Below are 18,906 nucleotides of genomic sequence, written 5' to 3'. Positions count from 1 at the left end.
GCGTCGCAATGCACACCGGCCGGTCGGTGAGGGATGATGGTTGTCGTGAGCGATACGGAGACCGTCAAGCAGCAGTTGCTTCCACCCCCGCCCGCTGCCGCGGAACCGGCGTCCGCAGACGGCAGCACCCCGAAGTTGCCCCGGGATCGCTACCTCAACCGCGAAATGAGCTGGCTCGACTTCAACGCCCGGGTGCTGGCGCTCGCCGAGGACGAGTCCGCGCCGCTGCTGGAGCGCGCCAAGTTCCTGGCGATCTTCGCTTCCAACCTCGACGAGTTCTACATGGTCCGGGTGGCCGGGTTGAAACGCCGCGCCGAGACCGGGCTCTCGGTCCGCTCCGCTGATGGCCGGTCCCCGTCCGAACAGCTGGAGCTGATCACCGCCCGGGCCCAGGAACTGGCCGAGCGGCACGCCCGGGTGTTCCTCGACTCGGTGAGCCCCGCCCTGACCGACGAGGGCATCGACATCATCGAATGGTCCGATCTCGACGATGCCGAACAGCGGCGGCTGTCCGGGTACTTCCAGGATCAGGTGTTCCCGGTGCTGACCCCGCTCGCGGTGGACCCCGCGCACCCGTTTCCCTACATCAGCGGGCTGAGCCTGAATCTGGCCGTCACCGTGCAGGACACCATCACCGGCGCCGAGCACTTCGCCCGGGTGAAGGTGCCCGACAATGTGGACCGGTTCGTCCGGCTCAAGCGCAGCGACTCCGCGTCCACGCTGGCGGCGTTCGTTCCGATGGAGGAATTGATCGCCGCGCACCTGGATCTGCTCTTCCCCGGGATGACCGTGGTGGAACACCATTCGTTCCGCATCACCCGGAACGCGGATTTCGAGGTCGACGAGGACCGCGACGAGGACCTGCTGCAGGCGATGGAGCGCGAACTCGCCCGGCGTCGCTTCGGTAAGCCGGTCCGGCTGGAAGTCTCCGACGACATGACCGAGCACATGCTCGATCTGCTGCTGCGCGAACTGGAGGTCGACCCGGCCGATGTGATTCAGGTACCCGGCCTGCTGGACCTGTCCTGTCTGTGGCAGGTGTACGGCGTGGACCGGCCCAATCTCAAGGACGAGCCCTACGTTCCGGCCACTCCGCCGGCCTTCGGGGAACGGGAGACCCCGCGCAATGTCTTCGCCGCGCTACGCGAGGGCGATGTGCTGGTGCACCACCCGTACGATTCGTTCTCCACCACCGTGCAGCGATTCATCGAACAGGCCGCCGCCGACCCGCAGGTGCTGGCCATCAAGCAGACGCTGTACCGCACCTCCGGTGATTCACCGATCGTCAACGCGCTCATCGATGCCGCCGAAGCCGGTAAGCAGGTGGTCGCGCTCGTGGAGATCAAGGCCCGCTTCGACGAGCAGGCCAACATCAAATGGGCCCGGGCACTGGAACAGGCCGGCGTGCATGTGGTGTACGGCCTGATCGGATTGAAGACCCACTGCAAGACCTGCCTGGTGGTCCGGCGGGAGGGGTCGACGATCCGGCGGTACTGCCATATCGGCACCGGCAACTACAACCCGAAGACGGCCCGGTTGTACGAGGACATCGGCCTGTTGACGGCGGCCCCGGAGATCGGCGCGGACCTGACCGATCTGTTCAACTCGCTCACCGGTTACTCCCGCAAGGAGAGCTACCGCAATCTGCTGGTCGCGCCGCTGGGCGTGCGGGACGGCATCATCGAACGGATCGATCGGGAGATCGAGCTGGCCCGGCAGGGCCACGACGCCCGGATCCGGCTGAAGGCCAACGCCATCGTCGACGAGCAGATCATCGATGCGCTGTACCACGCCTCCCGGGCCGGGGTGCCGGTGCAGATCGTGGTCCGCGGGATCTGCGGTCTGCGCCCTGGCGTGCCGGGGATGAGCGACAACATCGAGGTGCGGTCGATCCTCGGCCGGTTCCTGGAACACTCCCGGGTGCTGAACTTCCGGGCGCAGGACGAGTACTGGATCGGCAGTGCCGACATGATGCACCGCAATCTGGACCGCCGGGTGGAGGTGATGGCTCAGGTCCGGGACCCGCGGCTGTGCCGCGAGCTGGACGTGGTCTTCGATTCCGCGCTGGATCCGATGACCCGGTCCTTCGTGCTCGGCGCGGACGGCCGCTGGCAGGCCTGGCCCAGCAATTCCGAATCCGGCAAGGTTCGCGACCACCAGCAGTATCTGATGCGGTTGCGCCGGCCGAAGGAATCGTGAGCACCCCCGGCGAGCAGGCAGGCGGCAGCACAGTGCGAGATCCCCGGGTCCATCCGAATATCCATGCCGCGGGTGCGGTGCTGTGGCGCCCCGCCCCCGGCTCCGCTTCCGGCATCGAGATCGCCGTGATCCACCGGCCGAAGTACCAGGATTGGTCGCTGCCCAAGGGCAAGCTCGACCCCGGGGAGAGTCCCGTGGTCGCGGCGGTGCGCGAGGTCGGCGAGGAGACCGGGGTGGCCTGCCGGCTGGGGCGGTACCTGGGGCATGTCACCTACCCGATTCCGGGGCACCGCAAGCTGAAGCGGGTGGACTATTGGGCGGCCCGCTCGGTCGATGGTGAATTCACCGCCAACGCCGAGGTCGACGAGCTGATCTGGTGCCCGCTGGAGGAGGTGATGGACGCGCTGTCGTATCCGATGGACCGGCAGATCGTGCGCAGTTTCAGCAGGCTCCCCGCGGATACCGACACCTTGCTGCTGGTTCGGTGCGGTAAGGCGGGCCGGCGGCCGCATTCGGACGGTGCCGACGATCGGCCGCTCGACGCGGCGGGCCGCCGCCAAGCTGCCGCCCTCGTCCCGAATCTGCTGGCATTCGGCGCCTCCGAGGTGCATTCCGCGGATCCGCTGCGCTGTATCCAGACTGTTACCCCGCTCGCCGAACACCTCGGTTCGGCAATCCAGCCCGAGCCGTTGTTTTCCGAAACGAGCTATTCGAACGCGAAAATGCAAGCGCGAGAACGAATCAGATCGCTGGTTCGCAAGAATGCGATTCCGGTGATGTGCGCGCGGGGCAGCGAGATCGCCGACCTACTGGCGGCCTGGGCGGATCGGGACGGACTGTCCCTGCCCGCGGCGCGGAACCGTAAGGGCAGTGTCTGGGCGTTGTCGTTCACCGACGACCGATTGGTCGCCGCAGATCATTTGGACCGGTCGTTCTCGACCGGCATCGTGCGGTCGACCCAACCTTGAAGACGACTCGGCCGTCGAAGGCGGCCCGAGCAGCGACACGGCCCCGGAGGCCAACCCCCGGGGCCGTGCTCGGATCCGCTGCTCACGTCGGCGTCACCTGCTCCGCCGAGTGGCCTTCTTGGCGGCGGTCTTCTTGGCCGGAGCCTTCTTGGCAGCCGTCTTCTTGGCCGGAGCCTTCTTCGCGGCTGTCTTCTTGGCCGGAGCCTTCTTCGCGGCCGTCTTCTTGACCGCTGTGGTCTTCTTCGCGGCTGTCTTCTTGGCCGCCGTGGTCTTCTTCGCCGCGGTCGTCTTCTTCGCCGCCGTCTTCTTGGCGGGCGCCTTGGTCGCGGCCTTCCTGGCGGTGGTCTTGGCCGGAGCCTTGGTCGCCGTGCTCTTCTTGGCCGCTGCCTTCTTCGCGGCGGTCTTCTTGGCGGCCGCCTTCTTGGCCGCTGTCTTGGTGGCTGTCGACTTCTTCGCCGAGATCGGCGGGTTGACGCCGCGTTTGACTGCCGGGCCGGTCGCGGCCAGCTTCTGCTTACCCGCGATGACGGCCTTGAACTGCGCACCCGGGCGGAAAGCCGGCACCGAAGTCGCTTTGACCTTGACCGTTTCGCCCGTACGCGGGTTGCGTGCCACGCGCGGTGCGCGCTTACGCTGCTCGAAGACACCGAATCCGGTGATGGTTACGCTCTGACCCTTGTGTACGGCGCGGACGATGGTGTCGACCACGTGCTCGACTGCCGCGGTGGCCGTACGCCTGTCCGTACCCAACTTTTCGGTCAGAACGTCGATCAGTTCCGCCTTGTTCATTGAATCCTCCGCAGACTAATGGCCCGTCGTCGGACCGACTAGGTACCACGGTAAACCCAGATTGTGCAAGAGTCTATGTGCCACGCCAAAATTCATGTGGTGTAGCACACGACCAGCTACCGCCTGCGGAGGACTCCAGCTAACCGGATCCGGTGATTACGCTTGCGAATTAGACTCCGGGAGCGTGACCGGTTTCCATGCCGGCCTTGCCTTTTCGAACTCGGCGATCGTGTCGCTACGCCGCAGCGTGAGCCCGATGTCGTCCAAACCCTCCAGCAGACGCCACCGGGTGTAGTCGTCAATATCGAACGGCAACACGACGGTTCCCGCCGTCACAGTGCGCTCGGTCAGGTCGACCACCAATTCCAGACCCGGCTGTTCCTCCAGGAGCTTCCACAACATTTCGACATCGTTCTGTGACATCTGCGCGGCCAGTAGCCCGCCCTTACCGGCATTACCCCGGAAGATGTCGGCGAAACGGGCGGAGATGACCACTCGAAAGCCGTAGTCCGACAGCGCCCACACCGCGTGTTCCCGCGAGGAACCGGTGCCGAAATCCGGTCCGGCGACCAGGACGGAACCGCGGCTGTACGGCTCGGTGTTCAGAATGAAGTCCGGATCGGTACGCCAGCCGGCGAACAGCCCGTCCTCGAATCCGGTCCGGGTAACCCGCTTGAGGTACACGGCCGGGATGATCTGATCGGTATCGACATTGGATCGGCGCAGCGGTACCCCGATGCCCTTGTGAACGGTGAAGGCGTCCATCTGATTCTCCTTCGATGAAGTGCGTGGCTCCGGCGGCGGCCGGTATCAGGCCAGATCCGCGGGCGAGGACAGCGTGCCGCGCACCGCAGTGGCCGCGGCGACGGCCGGGGACACCAGATGGGTACGCCCGCCCTTGCCCTGGCGGCCTTCGAAATTACGGTTCGATGTCGATGCGCAGCGCTGCCCCGGGGACAGCTGATCGGGATTCATCCCCAGGCACATCGAACAGCCCGCCTGCCGCCACTGGGCGCCCGCCGCGGTGAAAATCTCCCCGAGCCCCTCTTTTTCCGCCTGCGCCCGCACCCGCATCGAGCCCGGCACGATCAGCATCTGCACGCCGTCGGCGACCCGGCGCCCGGACAGCACGTCGGCGACGGCCCGCAGATCCTCGATCCGGCCGTTGGTGCAGGACCCCACGAACACCGTGTCCACCACCACGTCCCGCAGCGGCATACCCGCTTCCAGGCCCATGTAGTCCAGCGCCTTGGCGGCGGCCTCCCGCTCGGTCTCGTCGCTCATCTGCGCCGGATCCGGCACATTCGCGCCCAGCGGCGCACCCTGCCCCGGGTTGGTGCCCCAGGTGACGAACGGGGTCAGAGTGCTCGCATCGATGTGCACCTCGGCGTCGAACTGTGCACCCTCGTCGGTCTTCAACGCATTCCAGGCCTGTACCGCGGCATCCCAGTCGGCGCCCTGCGGCGCATGCGGACGCCCCTTCAGGAACTCGTAGGTCACCTCGTCGGGCGCGATCATGCCGGCCCTGGCGCCGGCCTCGATGGACATGTTGCAGATGGTCATCCGGGCTTCCATCGACAACTGCTCGATGGCCGAGCCCCGGTATTCCAGGACATACCCCTGCCCGCCACCGGTGCCGATCTGGGCAATCACCGCCAGGATCAGGTCCTTGCTGGTGACGCCGGGCGGCAGTGCCCCGTCGACATTGATCGCCATGGTCTTGAACGGGCGCAGCGACAGGGTCTGGGTGGCCAGCACATGCTCGACCTCGCTGGTGCCGATACCCATTGCCAGCGCGCCGAACGCGCCGTGGGTCGAGGTGTGACTGTCCCCGCACACCACGGTCGTTCCCGGCTGAGTCAGGCCCAACTGCGGCCCCACCACGTGCACGATGCCCTGGTCCAGATCACCCATCGGGTGCAGGCGCACGCCGAATTCCGCGCAGTTGCGCCGCAGGGTCTCCACCTGGGTGCGCGAGACGGGGTCCGCGATCGGCTTGTCGATGTCGACGGTCGGAACGTTGTGGTCCTCGGTCGCGATGGTGAGGTCGGGGCGGCGCACCGGCCGGCCGGCCGCGCGGAGGCCGTCGAACGCCTGCGGACTGGTCACCTCGTGCACCAGATGCAGGTCGATGTAGATCAGGTCGGGTTCGCGGGCGGCACCTTCGCCCGCGCCACGGGCGACGACATGCTCCTCCCACACCTTCTCGGCCAGTGTGCGTGCGCGCTCGGCCATCTTGGCTCACCTTTCGACGACGTCCGGCGCATCGACGGGGCTGTGTGCGTCGCGCGCCGGAATCCTTCTCGGCATCGTGCTTGTTGGAATCTCATAATTTGAGACGTTAGTATCGTTCTATGAGACAGCATAGCGGTATCGGCGTCCTCGACAAAGCCATGGTCGTGCTGTACGCCGTCGCCGACGAGCCGTGCGGACTGAACGAGCTGTGCACCCGCACCGGCCTGCCCCGGGCGACCGCCCACCGCCTGGCCGTCGGCCTGGAGACACACCGGTTGCTCGCCCGGGACGGCAACGGGCTCTGGCGCCCCGGGCCGGCCCTCGCCGAACTGGCCGCCGGCGCCGCGGATCCGCTCACCGAATCCGCGGCGGCCGTGCTGCCCCGGCTGCGCGAGATCACCGGGGAAAGCGTGCAGCTGTACTGCCCGGACGGGCAGCATCGGATCTGTGTGGCGGCCCTGGAACCGCCGGCCGGCCTGCGCGACACCGTGCCCATCGGTTCCCGGCTGCCGATGACCGCGGGCTCCGCGGCAAAGGTACTGCTCGCCTGGGCCGAGCCGGAGCTGCAGCGTTCGGTACTGGCCGAGGCCGTGTTCGGGGAACGGGCCCTCGCCGAGACCCGGCGGCGCGGCTGGGCACAGAGTGCGGCCGAACGAGCCTCCGGTGTCGCCAGCGTATCGGCACCGGTCCGGGACGGTTCGGGCGGCGTAGTGGCCGCCATCTCGGTATCCGGCCCCATCGACCGGATGGGCCGCCGTCCCGGTGCCCGGTGGGCGGCGGATCTGGTGGCGGCGGCCGAGGCCTTGCACAAGCGGCTGTGACACCGCCGGAGACGACGAAACCCCGGTCGAAGGTCGACCGGGGTTTCGTACGTGGTAGTCCCGACGGGATTTGAACCCGCGCTACCGCCTTGAGAGGGCGGCGTCCTAGGCCGCTAGACGACGGGACCAGGACGATCTCACCAGAGGTGGGATCTTGCTGGGGTACCAGGACTCGAACCTAGAACAACTGAACCAGAATCAGCCGTGTTGCCAATTACACCATACCCCAATGACCGAGGATCACGCGCCTACTGCACCGAATGGCCTTCGGTGCCGGGCTCCGTGTTCCGCGCCGAGAAGAAGATTACCAAACACCATGGGGTAAACTACAAATCGGCAGGTCAGAGCATGTTTTACCGCCCGTGACCCACGGTCGGACGATCATTGGGCCGGTGGCTGCCAGCCCTGCGCGGCCCGCAACCGGGCGAGCGAGAGCTCCCGGCCCAGCAGTTCCATCGACTCGTACAGCGGCGGGCTGATGTGCGATCCGGTCAGCGCCACCCGGACCGGTGCGAACGCCTTGCGCGGTTTCAGCCCGAGATCGTCGATGAGCGCCTTCTTCAGCGCCTCCTCGAGCGCCGTCGCCGACCACTCCGGCAGCGGCTCCACGGCCGCCAGAGCGGCATCGAGCACCGGTTCGGCCGCCTCGCCGAGGTTCTTCCGGCCGGCGGCCGCGTCGATGGTGAACTCCGCGGGGGCGACGAACAGGAAACGCAGCAGATCCCACGCGTCCGACAGCACCACGATCCGGGTCTGCACCAATTCGGCAGCCGCCAGGAAAGTCTTCTCGTCCACTTCGGCGCCGATATGCCCGTGTTCGGTCAGGAACTCCCGCAGCCGATGACCGAAATCACCCGGCTCCAGCAGCCGGATCTGCTCGGCGTTGATCGCGTCGGCCTTCTTCTGGTCGAAACGGGCCGGATTCGAATTCACCTTGGTGATATCGAACGCCGTCACCATCTCCGCCATCGAGAACACATCCCGGTCCTCGGAGATGCTCCAGCCGAGCAGCGCCAGATAATTCAGCAAACCCTCAGGAATGAACCCGCGGTCCCGGTGGACGAACAGATTCGACTCCGGGTCACGCTTGGAGAGTTTCTTGTTCCCCTGCCCCATCACGAACGGCAGGTGACCGAACTCCGGAGTGAAATCGGCCACGCCGATCCGCTGCAATGCGGCATACAGCGCGAGCTGCCGCGGCGTCGAGGACAGCAAATCCTCACCACGCAGTACGTGGGTGATCCGCATGGTGGCGTCGTCGACCGGATTCACCAGGGTGTAGAGCGGGTCACCCGAACCGCGGGTGAGCGCGAAGTCCGGCACCGTGCCGGCCTTGAAGGTGGTCTCACCGCGCACCAGATCGTGCCACGACAGATCCGAATCGGGCATCCGCAGCCGGACCACCGCGGGCCGGCCCTCGGCCTTGTACGCCGCGATCTGCTCGGGGGTCAGGTCCCGATCGAAATTGTCGTACCCGAGCTTCGGATCCCGGCCCGCCGCCCGATGCCGCTCCTCGACCTCGGCCGGTGTGGAAAACGATTCATAGGCCTCACCGGCCGCCAGCAAACGCCGGACCACGTCGAGATGCAGTTCCCGGCGCTGCGACTGCCGGTACGGTTCGTAGGGCCCGCCCACCTCCGGTCCCTCGTCCCAGGTCAGCCCGAGCCAGCGCAGCGAATCCAGAATGGCACGGTAGGAATCCTCGGAATCCCTTGCCGCATCGGTATCTTCGATTCGGAAGACGAAAGTGCCCCCGTGGTGACGGGCGAAGGCCCAGTTGAACAGGGCCGTGCGGATCAAGCCGACATGCGGCGTACCGGTCGGCGACGGGCAGAATCGGACCCGTACTTCAGTCATGACTCTCTCTCGATCAGCGTTTGGCGGCAACAGGATTGGTGAGGGTGCCGATCCCCTCGACGGTGACGGACACCTGCTGGCCGTCCCGGACCGCACCGACCCCTTCGGGGGTGCCGGTCAGAATCACGTCACCGGGCAGCAGGGTCATCACCTTACTGACCCATTCGATCAACTCCGGAATATCGTGCAGCAGCAGCGATGTGCGGCTGCGCTGCCGTACCTCGCCGTCGACCTCGGTCACGAGCTCGACATCGGCCGGGTCGAGGTTCGTCTCGATCCAGGGGCCCAGCGGGCAGAAGGTGTCGTAGCCCTTGGCGCGGGTCCACTGACCGTCGATCTGCTGCTGATCGCGAGCCGTGACATCGTTGGCCACCGTGTAGCCGAGGATCACATCGGCGGCGCGAGCGGCGGGCACGTCCTTACAGGGCCGGCCGATCACCACCGCCAACTCGCCCTCGTAGTCGACGCGCTCGGAGTTCGGCGGCAGCACGATCGGCAGGTTCGGCCCGACGATGGCAGTGTTCGGCTTCATGAAGATCACCGGGTCGGCCGGCGCCTCGCCACCCATCTCGGCCGCATGCGCGGCATAGTTCTTGCCGACGCAGACGACCTTGCTGGCCAGGATCGGGGCCAGCAACCGGACATCGGCCAGCGACCAGCTCCGGCCGGTGAACGTCGGCGTGCCGAACGGGTGCTCGGCGATCTCCTTGGCGACGGCGGCGTCGCCGTCCCCCTCGACAGCGACGAACGCGACTCCTTCGGGACTGGCTACTCGACCTAGGCGCATGCGCAGAAGTCTATCGACCACCGGCGGGCTCCCCTGCACCGCCGCACGCCCGCGTCCACACTGCGTGCGGCGTGCGGCGTGCCGGTCGGCGACATCGACCCCCGCACCTATCGGAACACTTCTCGACCTTCGACGGCCACCGGCTGATCATCCCACCCCTGGGCACCGCGGTAGACACGTGCGCGACCGGATCCCGGTGTGAGCCATCGGACAGCCGGTGGACCGCAGCGGGCGCACCGAGACGGTGTACGGTTGGCACCGCAGTTCATTTTTTGAGACACAATTCTCATTATTTGAGATGGGATGGGTGATGAAAGCCGTAGCCACGGTGCCCGACAGTCGACGCTGGACAATGCTCGCGCTCGGGGTATTCGCCCAGACCTCCAGCTCCACCTTCATCCATGGCACCCCGTTCCTGTTGCCCGCCCTGCTCGCCCAGAACCTGCCACTGCCGACGGCGGGCGCACTGGTCGCCCTGCCCACGGTCGGCCTGGTGTGCACACTGATCGCCTGGGGGTATCTGGTCGACCGAGTCGGTGAGCGGGCTGCGCTGGTCGCGGGACCGGCATTGATGTTCGTCGCCGGCTGCGGCGCCGCAGTAGCGACCGACCGGGTGTTGTTCGGCGTTCTGTTGTTCCTCGGTGGAATCGGCGCCGCAAGTTCCAACGGCGCCAGCGGACGAGTGATCGTCGGCTGGTTCCCGCCGGATCGGCGCGGCCTGGCAATGGGGATCCGGCAGACGGCACAGCCACTGGGCGTAGCGGTCGGCGCACTGGCCGTCCCGCAGATCGCCGATCGGTTCGGCGTCGGGGCCGCCCTGCTGGTGCCGGCGATCATGGCCGGAGTCGCCGCACTGGGATGCCTGTTCGGAATCGTCGATCCGCCGCGGCCGAAGACGCTGTCCGCCGACCGGATCAATCCGTACCGCACTCATTCGACCCTGTGGCGCATTCACGCCGTGTCGGTGCTGCTGGTGGTGCCGCAAGGGGTGGTGTGGACCTTCGCACTGCTGTGGCTGCATCAGGACCTGGGCTGGTCGCTGGCGGCTGCCGCAGCATTGGTCACCGGAACCCAATTGCTCGGCGCGGCCGGGCGGATCGGGGCCGGAGCCTGGTCGGACCGGGTGGGCAGCCGGCTGGGCCCGCTACGCACCGTCGCAATCGCCGCGGTGATCAGCACGGCCGCTCTGTCCGTCACCGCCTGGACGCACTGGTGGTGGCTGGCCGTGCCGCTGCTCATCGCCGTCTCGGTGATCAGCGTCTCCGACAACGGCCTGGCATTCACCGCCGTCGCCGAGATCGCCGGGCCGTTCTGGAGCGGCCGCGGACTCGGAATCCAGAACACCGGGCAGAACCTGGTGTTGGCGGCGATTCCCCCGGTGTTCGGCGCACTGATCGAGGGTGCCGGTTTCCCACCTGCCTACGCGCTGGCAGCGTTGGCCGCGCTCGCGGCGGTCCCGCTGGTCCCTGCCCCGGCTGCGGGACGCAGCGAAACCGGCGGTGGGCTCGACCGGCCGGACGCCCGGCATCCCGCCCGGACCAGGAAAGCGCAGACGAGTACCGAGCGATAGACACCGGTACCACCCAGTGGATACGGCGAAGGCCCGCCCGGAAATCCGGGCGGGCCTCATCGGTACGCGGCCCGGTGTCACCGGTCGCGCAGACCGGAATCAGACGATGGCGGCGATCCGGTCGCCGACCTCCACCGTGGACGCCGCACCGGTGCGGGCGGCGAGGTCCTTGGCCACCGCCGACTCCACCCGGGCGGCGGCTTCGGTGTTGCCGAGGTGGTTCAACAGCAGCGACAGCGACAGGATGGCAGCCGTCGGATCGGCCTTGGACTGTCCGGCGATATCGGGGGCGCTGCCGTGCACCGGCTCGAACATGCTCGGATTGGTGCCCGAGGCGTCGATGTTCCCGGAGGCGGCCAGGCCGATACCACCGCTGACGGCGGCGGCCAGATCCGTGATGATGTCGCCGAACAGGTTGTCGGTGACGATCACGTCGAAACGGCCCGGGTCGTTGACCATGTGGATGGTGGCCGCATCGATGTGCTGGTAGCTCGTGGTGACCTCGGGGAACTCCGCACCGACCTCGTCGACGGTGCGCTGCCACAGCGAGCCGGCGAAGGTGAGCACGTTGGTCTTGTGCACCAGGGTCAGGTTTTTGCGCCGGGCCTGGGCGGCCGCGAAGGCATAACGCACGACGCGTTCGATACCGAACCGGGTGTTGGTGGACACCTCGGTGGCGACCTCATGCGGGGTCTGCACCCGGATCGCGCCGCCGGTTCCGGTGTAGGGCCCTTCGGTACCTTCGCGGACCACGACGAAGTCGATCTCCGGGTCGCCGGCGAGTGGGCTGGTGACACCCGGGAACAGCTTGGAGGGGCGCAGGTTCACGTGGTGATCCAGCGCGAACCGGGTCTTCAGCAGCAGGCCGCGCTCCAGCACGCCACTGGGCACCGACGGGTCACCGATCGCGCCGAGCAGGATGGCGTCGTGCTGCTTCAGCTCCGGCAGCACCGATTCGGGCAGGATCTCGCCGGTGCGGTGGTACCGCTTCGCACCCAGGTCGTATTCGGTGGTCTCGACGCCCGGAACCACCACATCGAGCACCTTGAGTGCCTCGGCGATGACCTCGGGACCGATGCCGTCGCCCGGGATGACAGCGAGTTTCATGAAAGCAATGCTCCGATCGGATAGAAGCGCGCGGGAACACGGCAACGATAGCGGGTGCCGGAATCAGGGCCTCAACCAGGGCGAACTCGTCCCGCGCAGTGGGAACCGCAAGCTTACGCATGCTCGGGATCGACGAACTACTGCGCCGGGGACGGACGATCCAGGCGATCAAGCGCTATCGGCAACTGAACCCGGGAACCGGTCTCGCCGAAGCCAAGAGCGCGGTCGACGCTCGGGAAGACCGCATCGGCTGACCGGTCGGCCGGTCGCAGTGCCCCGGCCGTGCTCATACTGCCCGGCACAACCGCCCACACAGACCGATCCCCCGGTCCCGATGTCGGGAGCCGGGGGATCGGCGTTTTCGAGTACGGCGGAGCCGATCAGCTCAGATCGACCAGCGCAACCTTGCCGGCACCGACCGCCTCGGCGATGGCGGACTGCACCTCGGCGGGCACCGGCTTGTTGACCCGCAGGATCACGGTGGCACCTTCGGTGTCGACGTCCTGGCTCAGCTGTGCGGCCAGGATGTCGATCTCGGCGGTACCGAGCGCGGTGCCGATCTTGCCCAGTGCGCCCGGCTTGTCGCCGTAGTTGAGCACGGCCAGGTTCAAGCCCTCGGCGCGCATATCGTAGTTGCGGCCGTTGACGTTGACGATCTTCTCCACCAGCTGCGGCTCGGTGAGGGTGCCGGCCACGTTCAGGGTGCGGCCGTCGCCGAACACCGCCCGCAGGTCCACCATGCTGCGGTGGTTCGGGCTCTCGGTGGCGGTGCTCACGTCGGCGGTGATCCCGCGCTCCTCGGCCAGCGCCGGCGCGTTCACGAAGGTGACCTGGTCCTCGACCAGCGCGGAGAAGATGCCGCGCAGCGCCGACAGCTTCAGCACCGACACGTCCTGGGCCGCCAACTCGCCACGCACCTGCACGTCCAGGCTGACCGGCAGCTCATCGGCCACCGCGCCGAGCAGCGCACCCTGCTTGCGGACGACCTCGAGCCACGGAGCGACGTCGTCGTTCACCGGGCCACCGGCCACGTTCACCGCGGACGGGACGAACTCACCGGCCAGGGCCAGCAGCACCGACTCGGCGACATCGGTGCCGGCCCGGTCCTGTGCCTCACCGGTGGAAGCACCCAGGTGCGGGGTGACGACGACCTGCGGCAGCTCGAACAGCGGGCTGTCGGTGCACGGCTCGGTCTCGAACACGTCGAAACCGGCGCCGGCGACGTGACCGGAGGTGATGGCGTCGGCGAGGGCCTGCTCGTCGATCAGGCCACCGCGGGCGGCGTTGACGATCACGACGCCCTTCTTGGTCAGCTTCAGCTTCTCGGCCGACAGCAGGCCCTTGGTCTCCGGCGTCTTGGGCAGGTGCACGGAGATGAAGTCGGCGCGCTCGAGTACCTCGTCCAGGCTCATCAGCTCGATGCCCAGCTGGGCGGCGCGGGCCGGCGAGACGTAGGGGTCGTAGGCGACGATCTTGGTCTCGAATGCGGCCAGGCGGGCGGCGAACAGCTGGCCGATGCGGCCGAGGCCGATCACACCGACGGTCTTGTCGAAGATCTCGACGCCCTTGAACTTGCTGCGCTGCCAGGTGTGCTCCCGCAGCGTGGCGTCGGCGGCCGGGATCTGCCGGGCGGTCGACAGCAGCAGCGACACCGCGTGCTCGGCAGCACTGTGGATGTTGGAGGTCGGCGCGTTCACGACCATCACGCCACGCTCGGTGGCGGCGGGTACGTCGACGTTGTCGAGGCCGACGCCGGCCCGGCCGATGATCTTCAGCTTCTTGCCCGCGTCGAGCACCTCGGCGTCGACGGTGGTCGCCGAACGCACCAGCAGCGCGTCGGCCTCGGGCACGGCGGCGAGCAGGGCCGGGCGGTCGGGGCCGTCGACCCAGCGAACCTCGACGCCGTCACCGAGCGCATCGACGGTCGACTGGGCGAGCTTGTCGGCGATCAGGACAACGGGACGGCCTGCTTGGCTCACTGTGGGGACTCCTGGAAAGAGAAGGTTCGACGTTTCGGCAGACAGCTTAGTCGGGCCTGCCTGCGCTGTGGTGACCGGCCGGTAGACACCCCGCTCCGGCGGCGAAACGACGTCGGGACCGGCGTGCGGTCCGGGACCGGAACAACACAACAGGCCCGGCACCCGAATCGGGCACAGAGCCTGTTGTACCTGGGGTAGATGAACTCAGCCGGCCGACCCGGTGAACAGCTCGATAAGGGCGTCCACGGCGCCGATTCCGGTGTCGAAAGCTGCACTCCCCACATCCAGGAAAGAGCTTCCGGTACCGAGTAGCAGTTCGAGAAGGTCACTTGACATATCGCTACCTCATTCTTCCGGTGTCTTCGGTCAGGGCCGTTGGGGACGTTAGCCGCCGAGTCAATTCCGGAAAAGACTTGACATAGCCTGATTCGGCATTCTCAGACAGATTGCCACGCCTGCCATATAACACCGTCGAACACACCGCAAGAGGTTGCAAGAAATGCTGCATCTAGCTGGGATGCCACTGGTCAGAACGGTTCGATACGTCAACCATGGTCACCCGCAGGCAACAATTACTGATAATTTGCTATGAACTCAACATCAGTCACATCAGCAACACCGGACACGCCCTGGGTCCCACACCCTGCGGGCTGTGGGACCCCGACGGCTACCGCGCGCAGCCGTGGGCGTAGCCCGTGGTGAATCAGGCGCCGAAGGAGCCGGTCCACAGGGTGTTCGCGATGCCGTGCAGCGCGGCCGAAAGGGTGTCGAGAGCAACCCCGATGGAGGCACTGCCGGCGTCGATGATGATGGGAAGCATGGGGTACATCCTTTTCGTCGATCTTGTCCAGTGGTAACTGGTCGGACGTCCGGAATATCGTTCGGGATTCGCCGGGGTTACAGAAAAGCATCATTTCGTGATGGGGGTTACACGGAGCATTCGTGCGCTATGCCGATATCGATGTGCGTGTTACACAACGACACCCCTTTTCGGGTACCGCTGGAACACCGGCCGACTCGCCCCACCCCGGAAACCACTCGGGGCCCCGCACCGTATGGTGCGGGGCCCCGAGGGAGTCAGCCGAGATCAGAGCACGGTGACATCCTGGGCCTGCGGGCCCTTCTGTCCCTGACCGATCTCGAACTCCACGCGCTGACCCTCATCGAGGGAGCGGAAGCCGCTGCCGTTCACAGCCGAGTAGTGCACGAAGACGTCGGGGCCGCCGCCGTCCTGGGCGATGAAGCCGAAGCCCTTCTCGCTGTTGAACCACTTCACAATGCCTTGAGCCATCTCAAACCTTCTGTAGACGAGCCAGGTCCTAATAGTCCGGTCCCGGTCTCGTTGTTCAACGATGCCACGTCTTCGGGAATTCCTCCACATCGATTCCCGGCCACTGTGAGGCATCCGACCCCGCTTCCGGCCGGCCGAACCGGTCACCCTGCCGAATATCCCGCTCACCGGGAGGTGTGCCGGGAGGATGCCCGTCCGGTTGCCCATCGGCTGCCGGGCCCGCAGATACCCAGCGGCACACCGGCTTCCACCGCATCGCGACGACGCCCGGACACCGGTGGCGAGCGACCGCGTCAGGTCGGCTATACATTTTGCCGGATTCATCTGCGGCAAATTATCTACCAGCGTAATTTCCGTGACTGTGCGGGGGAACACACCCGCGGAGTCGTCTGCTAGGAGCCACACCGTGCTGGAGATCAACCACTTCACCTATGGCTGGATCACCCCGGCCGTCGCCTACGTGATGTCCGTGATGGGGTCGATGCTGGCACTACGTTTCATGGTTCGCTCGCGCAGCAGTGCCGGGCACGGCGGCTGGATCGCGGCGGCCGCCATCGCACTCGGCGGCACCGGTATCTGGGTCATGCATTTCATAGCAATGCTCGGCTTCTCCGTGCCCGGGGTGACGGTCCGCTACGACGTCCCCGTGACCGTGCTCAGCGCCCTGATCGCGATGGGCGTGGTCTGGCTCGGCCTGTCCATCGTCGCGCGCAGCGGCTGGGACGCCGCAGCGCTGCCGGTCGGCGGCGGGATCACCGGGCTTGGTGTGGCAGCCATGCACTACGCGGGCATGTATGCGATGAAGACCGACGTCGCCATGAGCTACGACCCCTTACTGGTCGCCGTATCGGTGGCCATCGCCGTGATAGCGGCCATCGCGGCGCTCTGGTTCGCACAGAATGTCCGCAGCCTGCTGCGCACCTTCCTCGCCGCCCTCGCGATGGGCGCGGCCGTCTGCAGCATGCACTACGTGGGAATGTTCAGCATGAGCGCGCACGGCGGGACCCATCTGGAAGCGCACGGCGCCTCCGCGAGCCAGCTGCTCACTCCGCTGCTGATCGGGATCAGCATGGTGACCTTGATCCTGCTGATGCAGGTCGGCATCACCGATCCGGACGACACCAATCAGGCCCGCCCGCTCACCGGCCAGCGGGCCAGCCGCTACTGGCCCGGCCGCCCGTCCTGACCGGGACTACCGGCGCCGGACGTCGAGCGCTTCGGGACCGCGCCGGGTGTCGGCGACATCGAATTCGACCCGCTGACCGGTGTCCAGCGAGCGGAAACCCTCCCCTTCGACTTCGGTGTACTCGACGAAAACATCCGGACCGCCCTCATCGGGAGCGATGAAGCCGAACCCCTTCTCGCTGTCGAACCAGCGGACCGCACCGCAAGCCATTGCGCACCCACCTCTTTCACACCACCACGAGCCGATGCCCGCTCAGTTCATGGTGCCACGGCGCAGCCCGCACCGGACAGGTGACGACGGCGCTACGGTGAACGGCGGAGCCGTATCGTCACATCCATCCATCGCCATCCGTTCACGGGAGGTCAGCACATGCCGCAGCGCGTACGGGGCGTCATCGCCCGGTCGAAGGGGGCACCCGTCGAGGTCACCGACATCGTGATCCCCGAACCCGGCCCCGGTGAGGTCGTCGTCTCGGTCGCCGCCTGCGGCGTCTGCCACACCGATCTCACCTACCGGGAGGGCGGCATCAACGACGAGTTCCCGTTCCTGCTCGGCCACGAGGCCGCCGGCACCGTCGAATCCGTCGGCCCCGGGGTGGAATCGGTCGCCCCGGGCGATTTCGTGATCCTGAACTGGCGGGCGGTGTGCGGGCAGTGCCGCGCCTGCCGCCGGGGGCGGCCGCAGTACTGCTTCGACACCTTCAACGCCGCGCAGCCGATGACCCTGCCCGACGGCACCGAACTCACTCCGGCGCTCGGGATCGGCGCCTTCGCCGATAAGACCCTGGTCCATGCCGGCCAGTGCACGAAAGTCGACCCGGACGCCGATCCCGCGGTCGCCGGGCTGCTCGGCTGCGGTGTGATGGCCGGGCTCGGTGCCGCCGTCAACACCGGCAACGTCACCCGCGACGATTCGGTCGCCGTCATCGGTTGCGGCGGTGTCGGGGCGGCCGCAGTCGCCGGTGCCCGGCTGGTCGGCGCCCGCCGAATCATCGCGATCGACCGCGACGAACGGAAACTCGCCTGGGCCACCGAGCTCGGCGCCACCCATACGATCGATGCCTCGGGCACCGATCCCGTCGCCGCCGTGCAGGATCTCACCGACGGCTTCGGTGCCGACGTCGTGATCGATGCCGTCGGCCGGCCCGAGACCTGGAAGCAGGCCTTCTACGCCCGCGACCTCGCCGGAACGGTCGTCCTGGTCGGCGTACCGACACCGGACATGCGCCTGGAGATGCCGCTGCTGGACTTCTTCTCGCACGGCGGCGCTCTGAAGTCGTCCTGGTACGGCGACTGCCTGCCCGAACGCGACTTCCCGGTGTTGATCGATCTGTATCGGCAGGGGCGGCTGCCGCTGGAGAAATTCGTGACCGAGCGGATTGGCATCGACGACGTCGAAGGCGCCTTCGAGACCATGCACCGCGGCGAGGTGCTGCGTTCGGTGGTGATCCTGTGACCCTGCGCATCGACCGGGTCGTCACCTCGGGCACCTTCGCCCTCGACGGCGGCACCTGGGACGTGGACAACAACATCTGGCTCGTCGGCGACGACCACGAGGTCGTGGTGATCGACGCCGCGCACCGGGCCGCGCCGATCGTCGACGCCGTCGCCGGGCGACATGTGGTGACGGTCGTCTGCACCCACGGACACAACGATCACATCACCGTGGCACCCGAGCTGTCCCGCACGCTCGATGCCCCGATCATGATGCATCCCGGCGACGACATGCTGTGGCAGCAGACCCACCCCGGTGTCCCGTACCGGCCACTCGAGGACCACCAGCGCATCCTGGTGGCCGGCACCGAACTCGAGCTGATCAACACCCCGGGCCACTCCCCCGGCTCGTCCTGCCTGTATCTCCCGGAAGCGGGCGCCCTGTTCTCCGGGGACACCCTGTTCTCCGGTGGCCCCGGCGCCACCGGCCGTTCCTACTCCGACTTCCCCACCATCATCGGGTCGTTGCGAGATCGGCTGTTCGGCCTGCCGGGCGAGACGAACGTGTACACCGGGCACGGTGACGCGACGTCGATCGGGGCCGAAGCGCCGCATCTGGAGGAGTGGGTGGCGCGGGGGTACTGAGGAATCCGCGCACCGAGGGCGGACCGTCGGGCCGCGGCC

General features: G+C 67.2%; 18 protein-coding genes and 2 tRNA genes. 8 read left to right on the top strand and 12 right to left on the bottom strand.

What is annotated here, in order from left to right; genetic code table 11:
• The first annotated feature begins 33 nt into the window (after positions 1–33).
• Complete coding sequence (locus AC1HFH_RS08615) at positions 34–2,199, top strand: RNA degradosome polyphosphate kinase (RefSeq protein ID WP_480246903.1); 2,166 nt, start codon at positions 34–36, stop codon at positions 2,197–2,199.
• Positions 2,193–3,167, top strand: a complete 975-nt coding sequence (locus AC1HFH_RS08610) for an NUDIX domain-containing protein (RefSeq protein WP_480247776.1) — start codon at positions 2,193–2,195, stop codon at positions 3,165–3,167. The genes AC1HFH_RS08615 and AC1HFH_RS08610 overlap by 7 nt, the downstream gene beginning before the upstream one ends.
• Positions 3,168–3,260: 93 nt before the next feature.
• On the opposite strand, the gene AC1HFH_RS08605 is transcribed toward AC1HFH_RS08610, so the two are convergent.
• The 3 genes from AC1HFH_RS08605 to leuC all read right to left on the bottom strand — a co-directional run bounded on the left by AC1HFH_RS08605 (position 3,261) and on the right by leuC (position 6,191).
• Entirely contained in the window at positions 3,261–3,956 is a 696-nt protein-coding gene (locus AC1HFH_RS08605) for an HU family DNA-binding protein (protein ID WP_480246902.1), read from the bottom strand.
• A 156-nt stretch (positions 3,957–4,112) separates the two neighbouring features.
• Positions 4,113–4,721 carry a 3-isopropylmalate dehydratase small subunit gene (leuD, locus tag AC1HFH_RS08600; protein ID WP_480246901.1) on the bottom strand — a complete coding sequence of 203 codons (609 nt, stop codon included), beginning with the start codon at positions 4,719–4,721 and terminating at the stop codon, positions 4,113–4,115.
• Between the two features lie 45 nt (positions 4,722–4,766).
• Positions 4,767–6,191 (bottom strand): 3-isopropylmalate dehydratase large subunit, encoded by a 1,425-nt coding sequence (gene leuC, locus AC1HFH_RS08595; protein ID WP_480246900.1) that lies wholly within the window; start codon positions 6,189–6,191, stop codon positions 4,767–4,769.
• A gap of 119 nt (positions 6,192–6,310) precedes the next feature.
• Here leuC and AC1HFH_RS08590 point away from each other — a divergent pair, with 119 nt between their 5' ends.
• Positions 6,311–7,012 (top strand): IclR family transcriptional regulator, encoded by a 702-nt coding sequence (locus AC1HFH_RS08590; protein WP_480246899.1) that lies wholly within the window; start codon positions 6,311–6,313, stop codon positions 7,010–7,012.
• 52 nt (positions 7,013–7,064) lie between these two features.
• Here AC1HFH_RS08590 and AC1HFH_RS08585 read toward each other — a convergent pair.
• The 4 genes from AC1HFH_RS08585 to AC1HFH_RS08570 all read right to left on the bottom strand — a co-directional run bounded on the left by AC1HFH_RS08585 (position 7,065) and on the right by AC1HFH_RS08570 (position 9,656).
• Positions 7,065–7,140, bottom strand: a tRNA-Glu gene (locus AC1HFH_RS08585).
• Between the two features lie 29 nt (positions 7,141–7,169).
• Positions 7,170–7,241 (bottom strand) — tRNA-Gln (locus tag AC1HFH_RS08580).
• A gap of 152 nt (positions 7,242–7,393) precedes the next feature.
• Complete coding sequence (gene gltX / locus AC1HFH_RS08575; protein WP_480246898.1) at positions 7,394–8,869, bottom strand: glutamate--tRNA ligase; 1,476 nt, start codon at positions 8,867–8,869, stop codon at positions 7,394–7,396.
• 13 nt (positions 8,870–8,882) lie between these two features.
• Complete coding sequence (locus tag AC1HFH_RS08570) at positions 8,883–9,656, bottom strand: fumarylacetoacetate hydrolase family protein (RefSeq protein ID WP_480246897.1); 774 nt, start codon at positions 9,654–9,656, stop codon at positions 8,883–8,885.
• A gap of 310 nt (positions 9,657–9,966) precedes the next feature.
• Here AC1HFH_RS08570 and AC1HFH_RS08565 point away from each other — a divergent pair, with 310 nt between their 5' ends.
• On the top strand, positions 9,967–11,226 hold the full coding sequence (locus AC1HFH_RS08565; protein ID WP_480246896.1) for an MFS transporter: 1,260 nt from the start codon (positions 9,967–9,969) through the stop codon (positions 11,224–11,226).
• A gap of 99 nt (positions 11,227–11,325) precedes the next feature.
• On the opposite strand, the gene AC1HFH_RS08560 is transcribed toward AC1HFH_RS08565, so the two are convergent.
• On the bottom strand, positions 11,326–12,333 hold the full coding sequence (locus AC1HFH_RS08560) for a 3-isopropylmalate dehydrogenase (protein WP_480246895.1): 1,008 nt from the start codon (positions 12,331–12,333) through the stop codon (positions 11,326–11,328).
• A gap of 119 nt (positions 12,334–12,452) precedes the next feature.
• Here AC1HFH_RS08560 and AC1HFH_RS08555 point away from each other — a divergent pair, with 119 nt between their 5' ends.
• Positions 12,453–12,587, top strand: coding sequence for a hypothetical protein (locus AC1HFH_RS08555; protein ID WP_480246894.1), 135 nt, complete (start codon positions 12,453–12,455; stop codon positions 12,585–12,587).
• Between the two features lie 126 nt (positions 12,588–12,713).
• Here the strand turns inward: AC1HFH_RS08555 and serA are convergent, their stop codons facing one another.
• The 3 genes from serA to AC1HFH_RS08540 all read right to left on the bottom strand — a co-directional run bounded on the left by serA (position 12,714) and on the right by AC1HFH_RS08540 (position 15,603).
• The gene (gene serA, locus AC1HFH_RS08550) at positions 12,714–14,312 is read right to left on the bottom strand and encodes a phosphoglycerate dehydrogenase (RefSeq protein ID WP_480246893.1); all 1,599 of its coding nucleotides are present in this window, start codon (positions 14,310–14,312) and stop codon (positions 12,714–12,716) included.
• Between the two features lie 204 nt (positions 14,313–14,516).
• A complete protein-coding gene (locus tag AC1HFH_RS08545) occupies positions 14,517–14,648 on the bottom strand; it encodes a hypothetical protein (RefSeq protein ID WP_480246892.1) in 132 nt (43 codons plus the stop codon).
• Between the two features lie 751 nt (positions 14,649–15,399).
• Positions 15,400–15,603: a cold-shock protein gene (locus AC1HFH_RS08540; protein ID WP_480246891.1), complete on the bottom strand. Its 204-nt coding sequence runs from the start codon at positions 15,601–15,603 to the stop codon at positions 15,400–15,402.
• Positions 15,604–16,009: 406 nt separating this feature from the next.
• Here AC1HFH_RS08540 and AC1HFH_RS08535 point away from each other — a divergent pair, with 406 nt between their 5' ends.
• Positions 16,010–16,789 (top strand): MHYT domain-containing protein, encoded by a 780-nt coding sequence (locus AC1HFH_RS08535; protein ID WP_480246890.1) that lies wholly within the window; start codon positions 16,010–16,012, stop codon positions 16,787–16,789.
• Positions 16,790–16,795: 6 nt separating this feature from the next.
• On the opposite strand, the gene AC1HFH_RS08530 is transcribed toward AC1HFH_RS08535, so the two are convergent.
• On the bottom strand, positions 16,796–16,999 hold the full coding sequence (locus AC1HFH_RS08530) for a cold-shock protein (protein ID WP_480246889.1): 204 nt from the start codon (positions 16,997–16,999) through the stop codon (positions 16,796–16,798).
• 159 nt (positions 17,000–17,158) lie between these two features.
• Between AC1HFH_RS08530 and AC1HFH_RS08525 the strand changes: the two genes are divergently transcribed.
• Both AC1HFH_RS08525 and AC1HFH_RS08520 read left to right on the top strand, forming a co-directional pair.
• On the top strand, positions 17,159–18,244 hold the full coding sequence (locus AC1HFH_RS08525) for an S-(hydroxymethyl)mycothiol dehydrogenase (RefSeq protein ID WP_480246888.1): 1,086 nt from the start codon (positions 17,159–17,161) through the stop codon (positions 18,242–18,244).
• Complete coding sequence (locus AC1HFH_RS08520) at positions 18,241–18,867, top strand: MBL fold metallo-hydrolase (RefSeq protein ID WP_480246887.1); 627 nt, start codon at positions 18,241–18,243, stop codon at positions 18,865–18,867. Before AC1HFH_RS08525 ends, AC1HFH_RS08520 begins: the two co-directional genes overlap by 4 nt.
• Positions 18,868–18,906: the final 39 nt, after the last annotated feature.

The organism is Nocardia sp. KT25-26 (assembly GCF_056627695.1).
The sequence above is the reverse complement of the archived record's forward strand: the minus strand, read 5'-3'. Positions and strand labels throughout refer to the sequence as shown.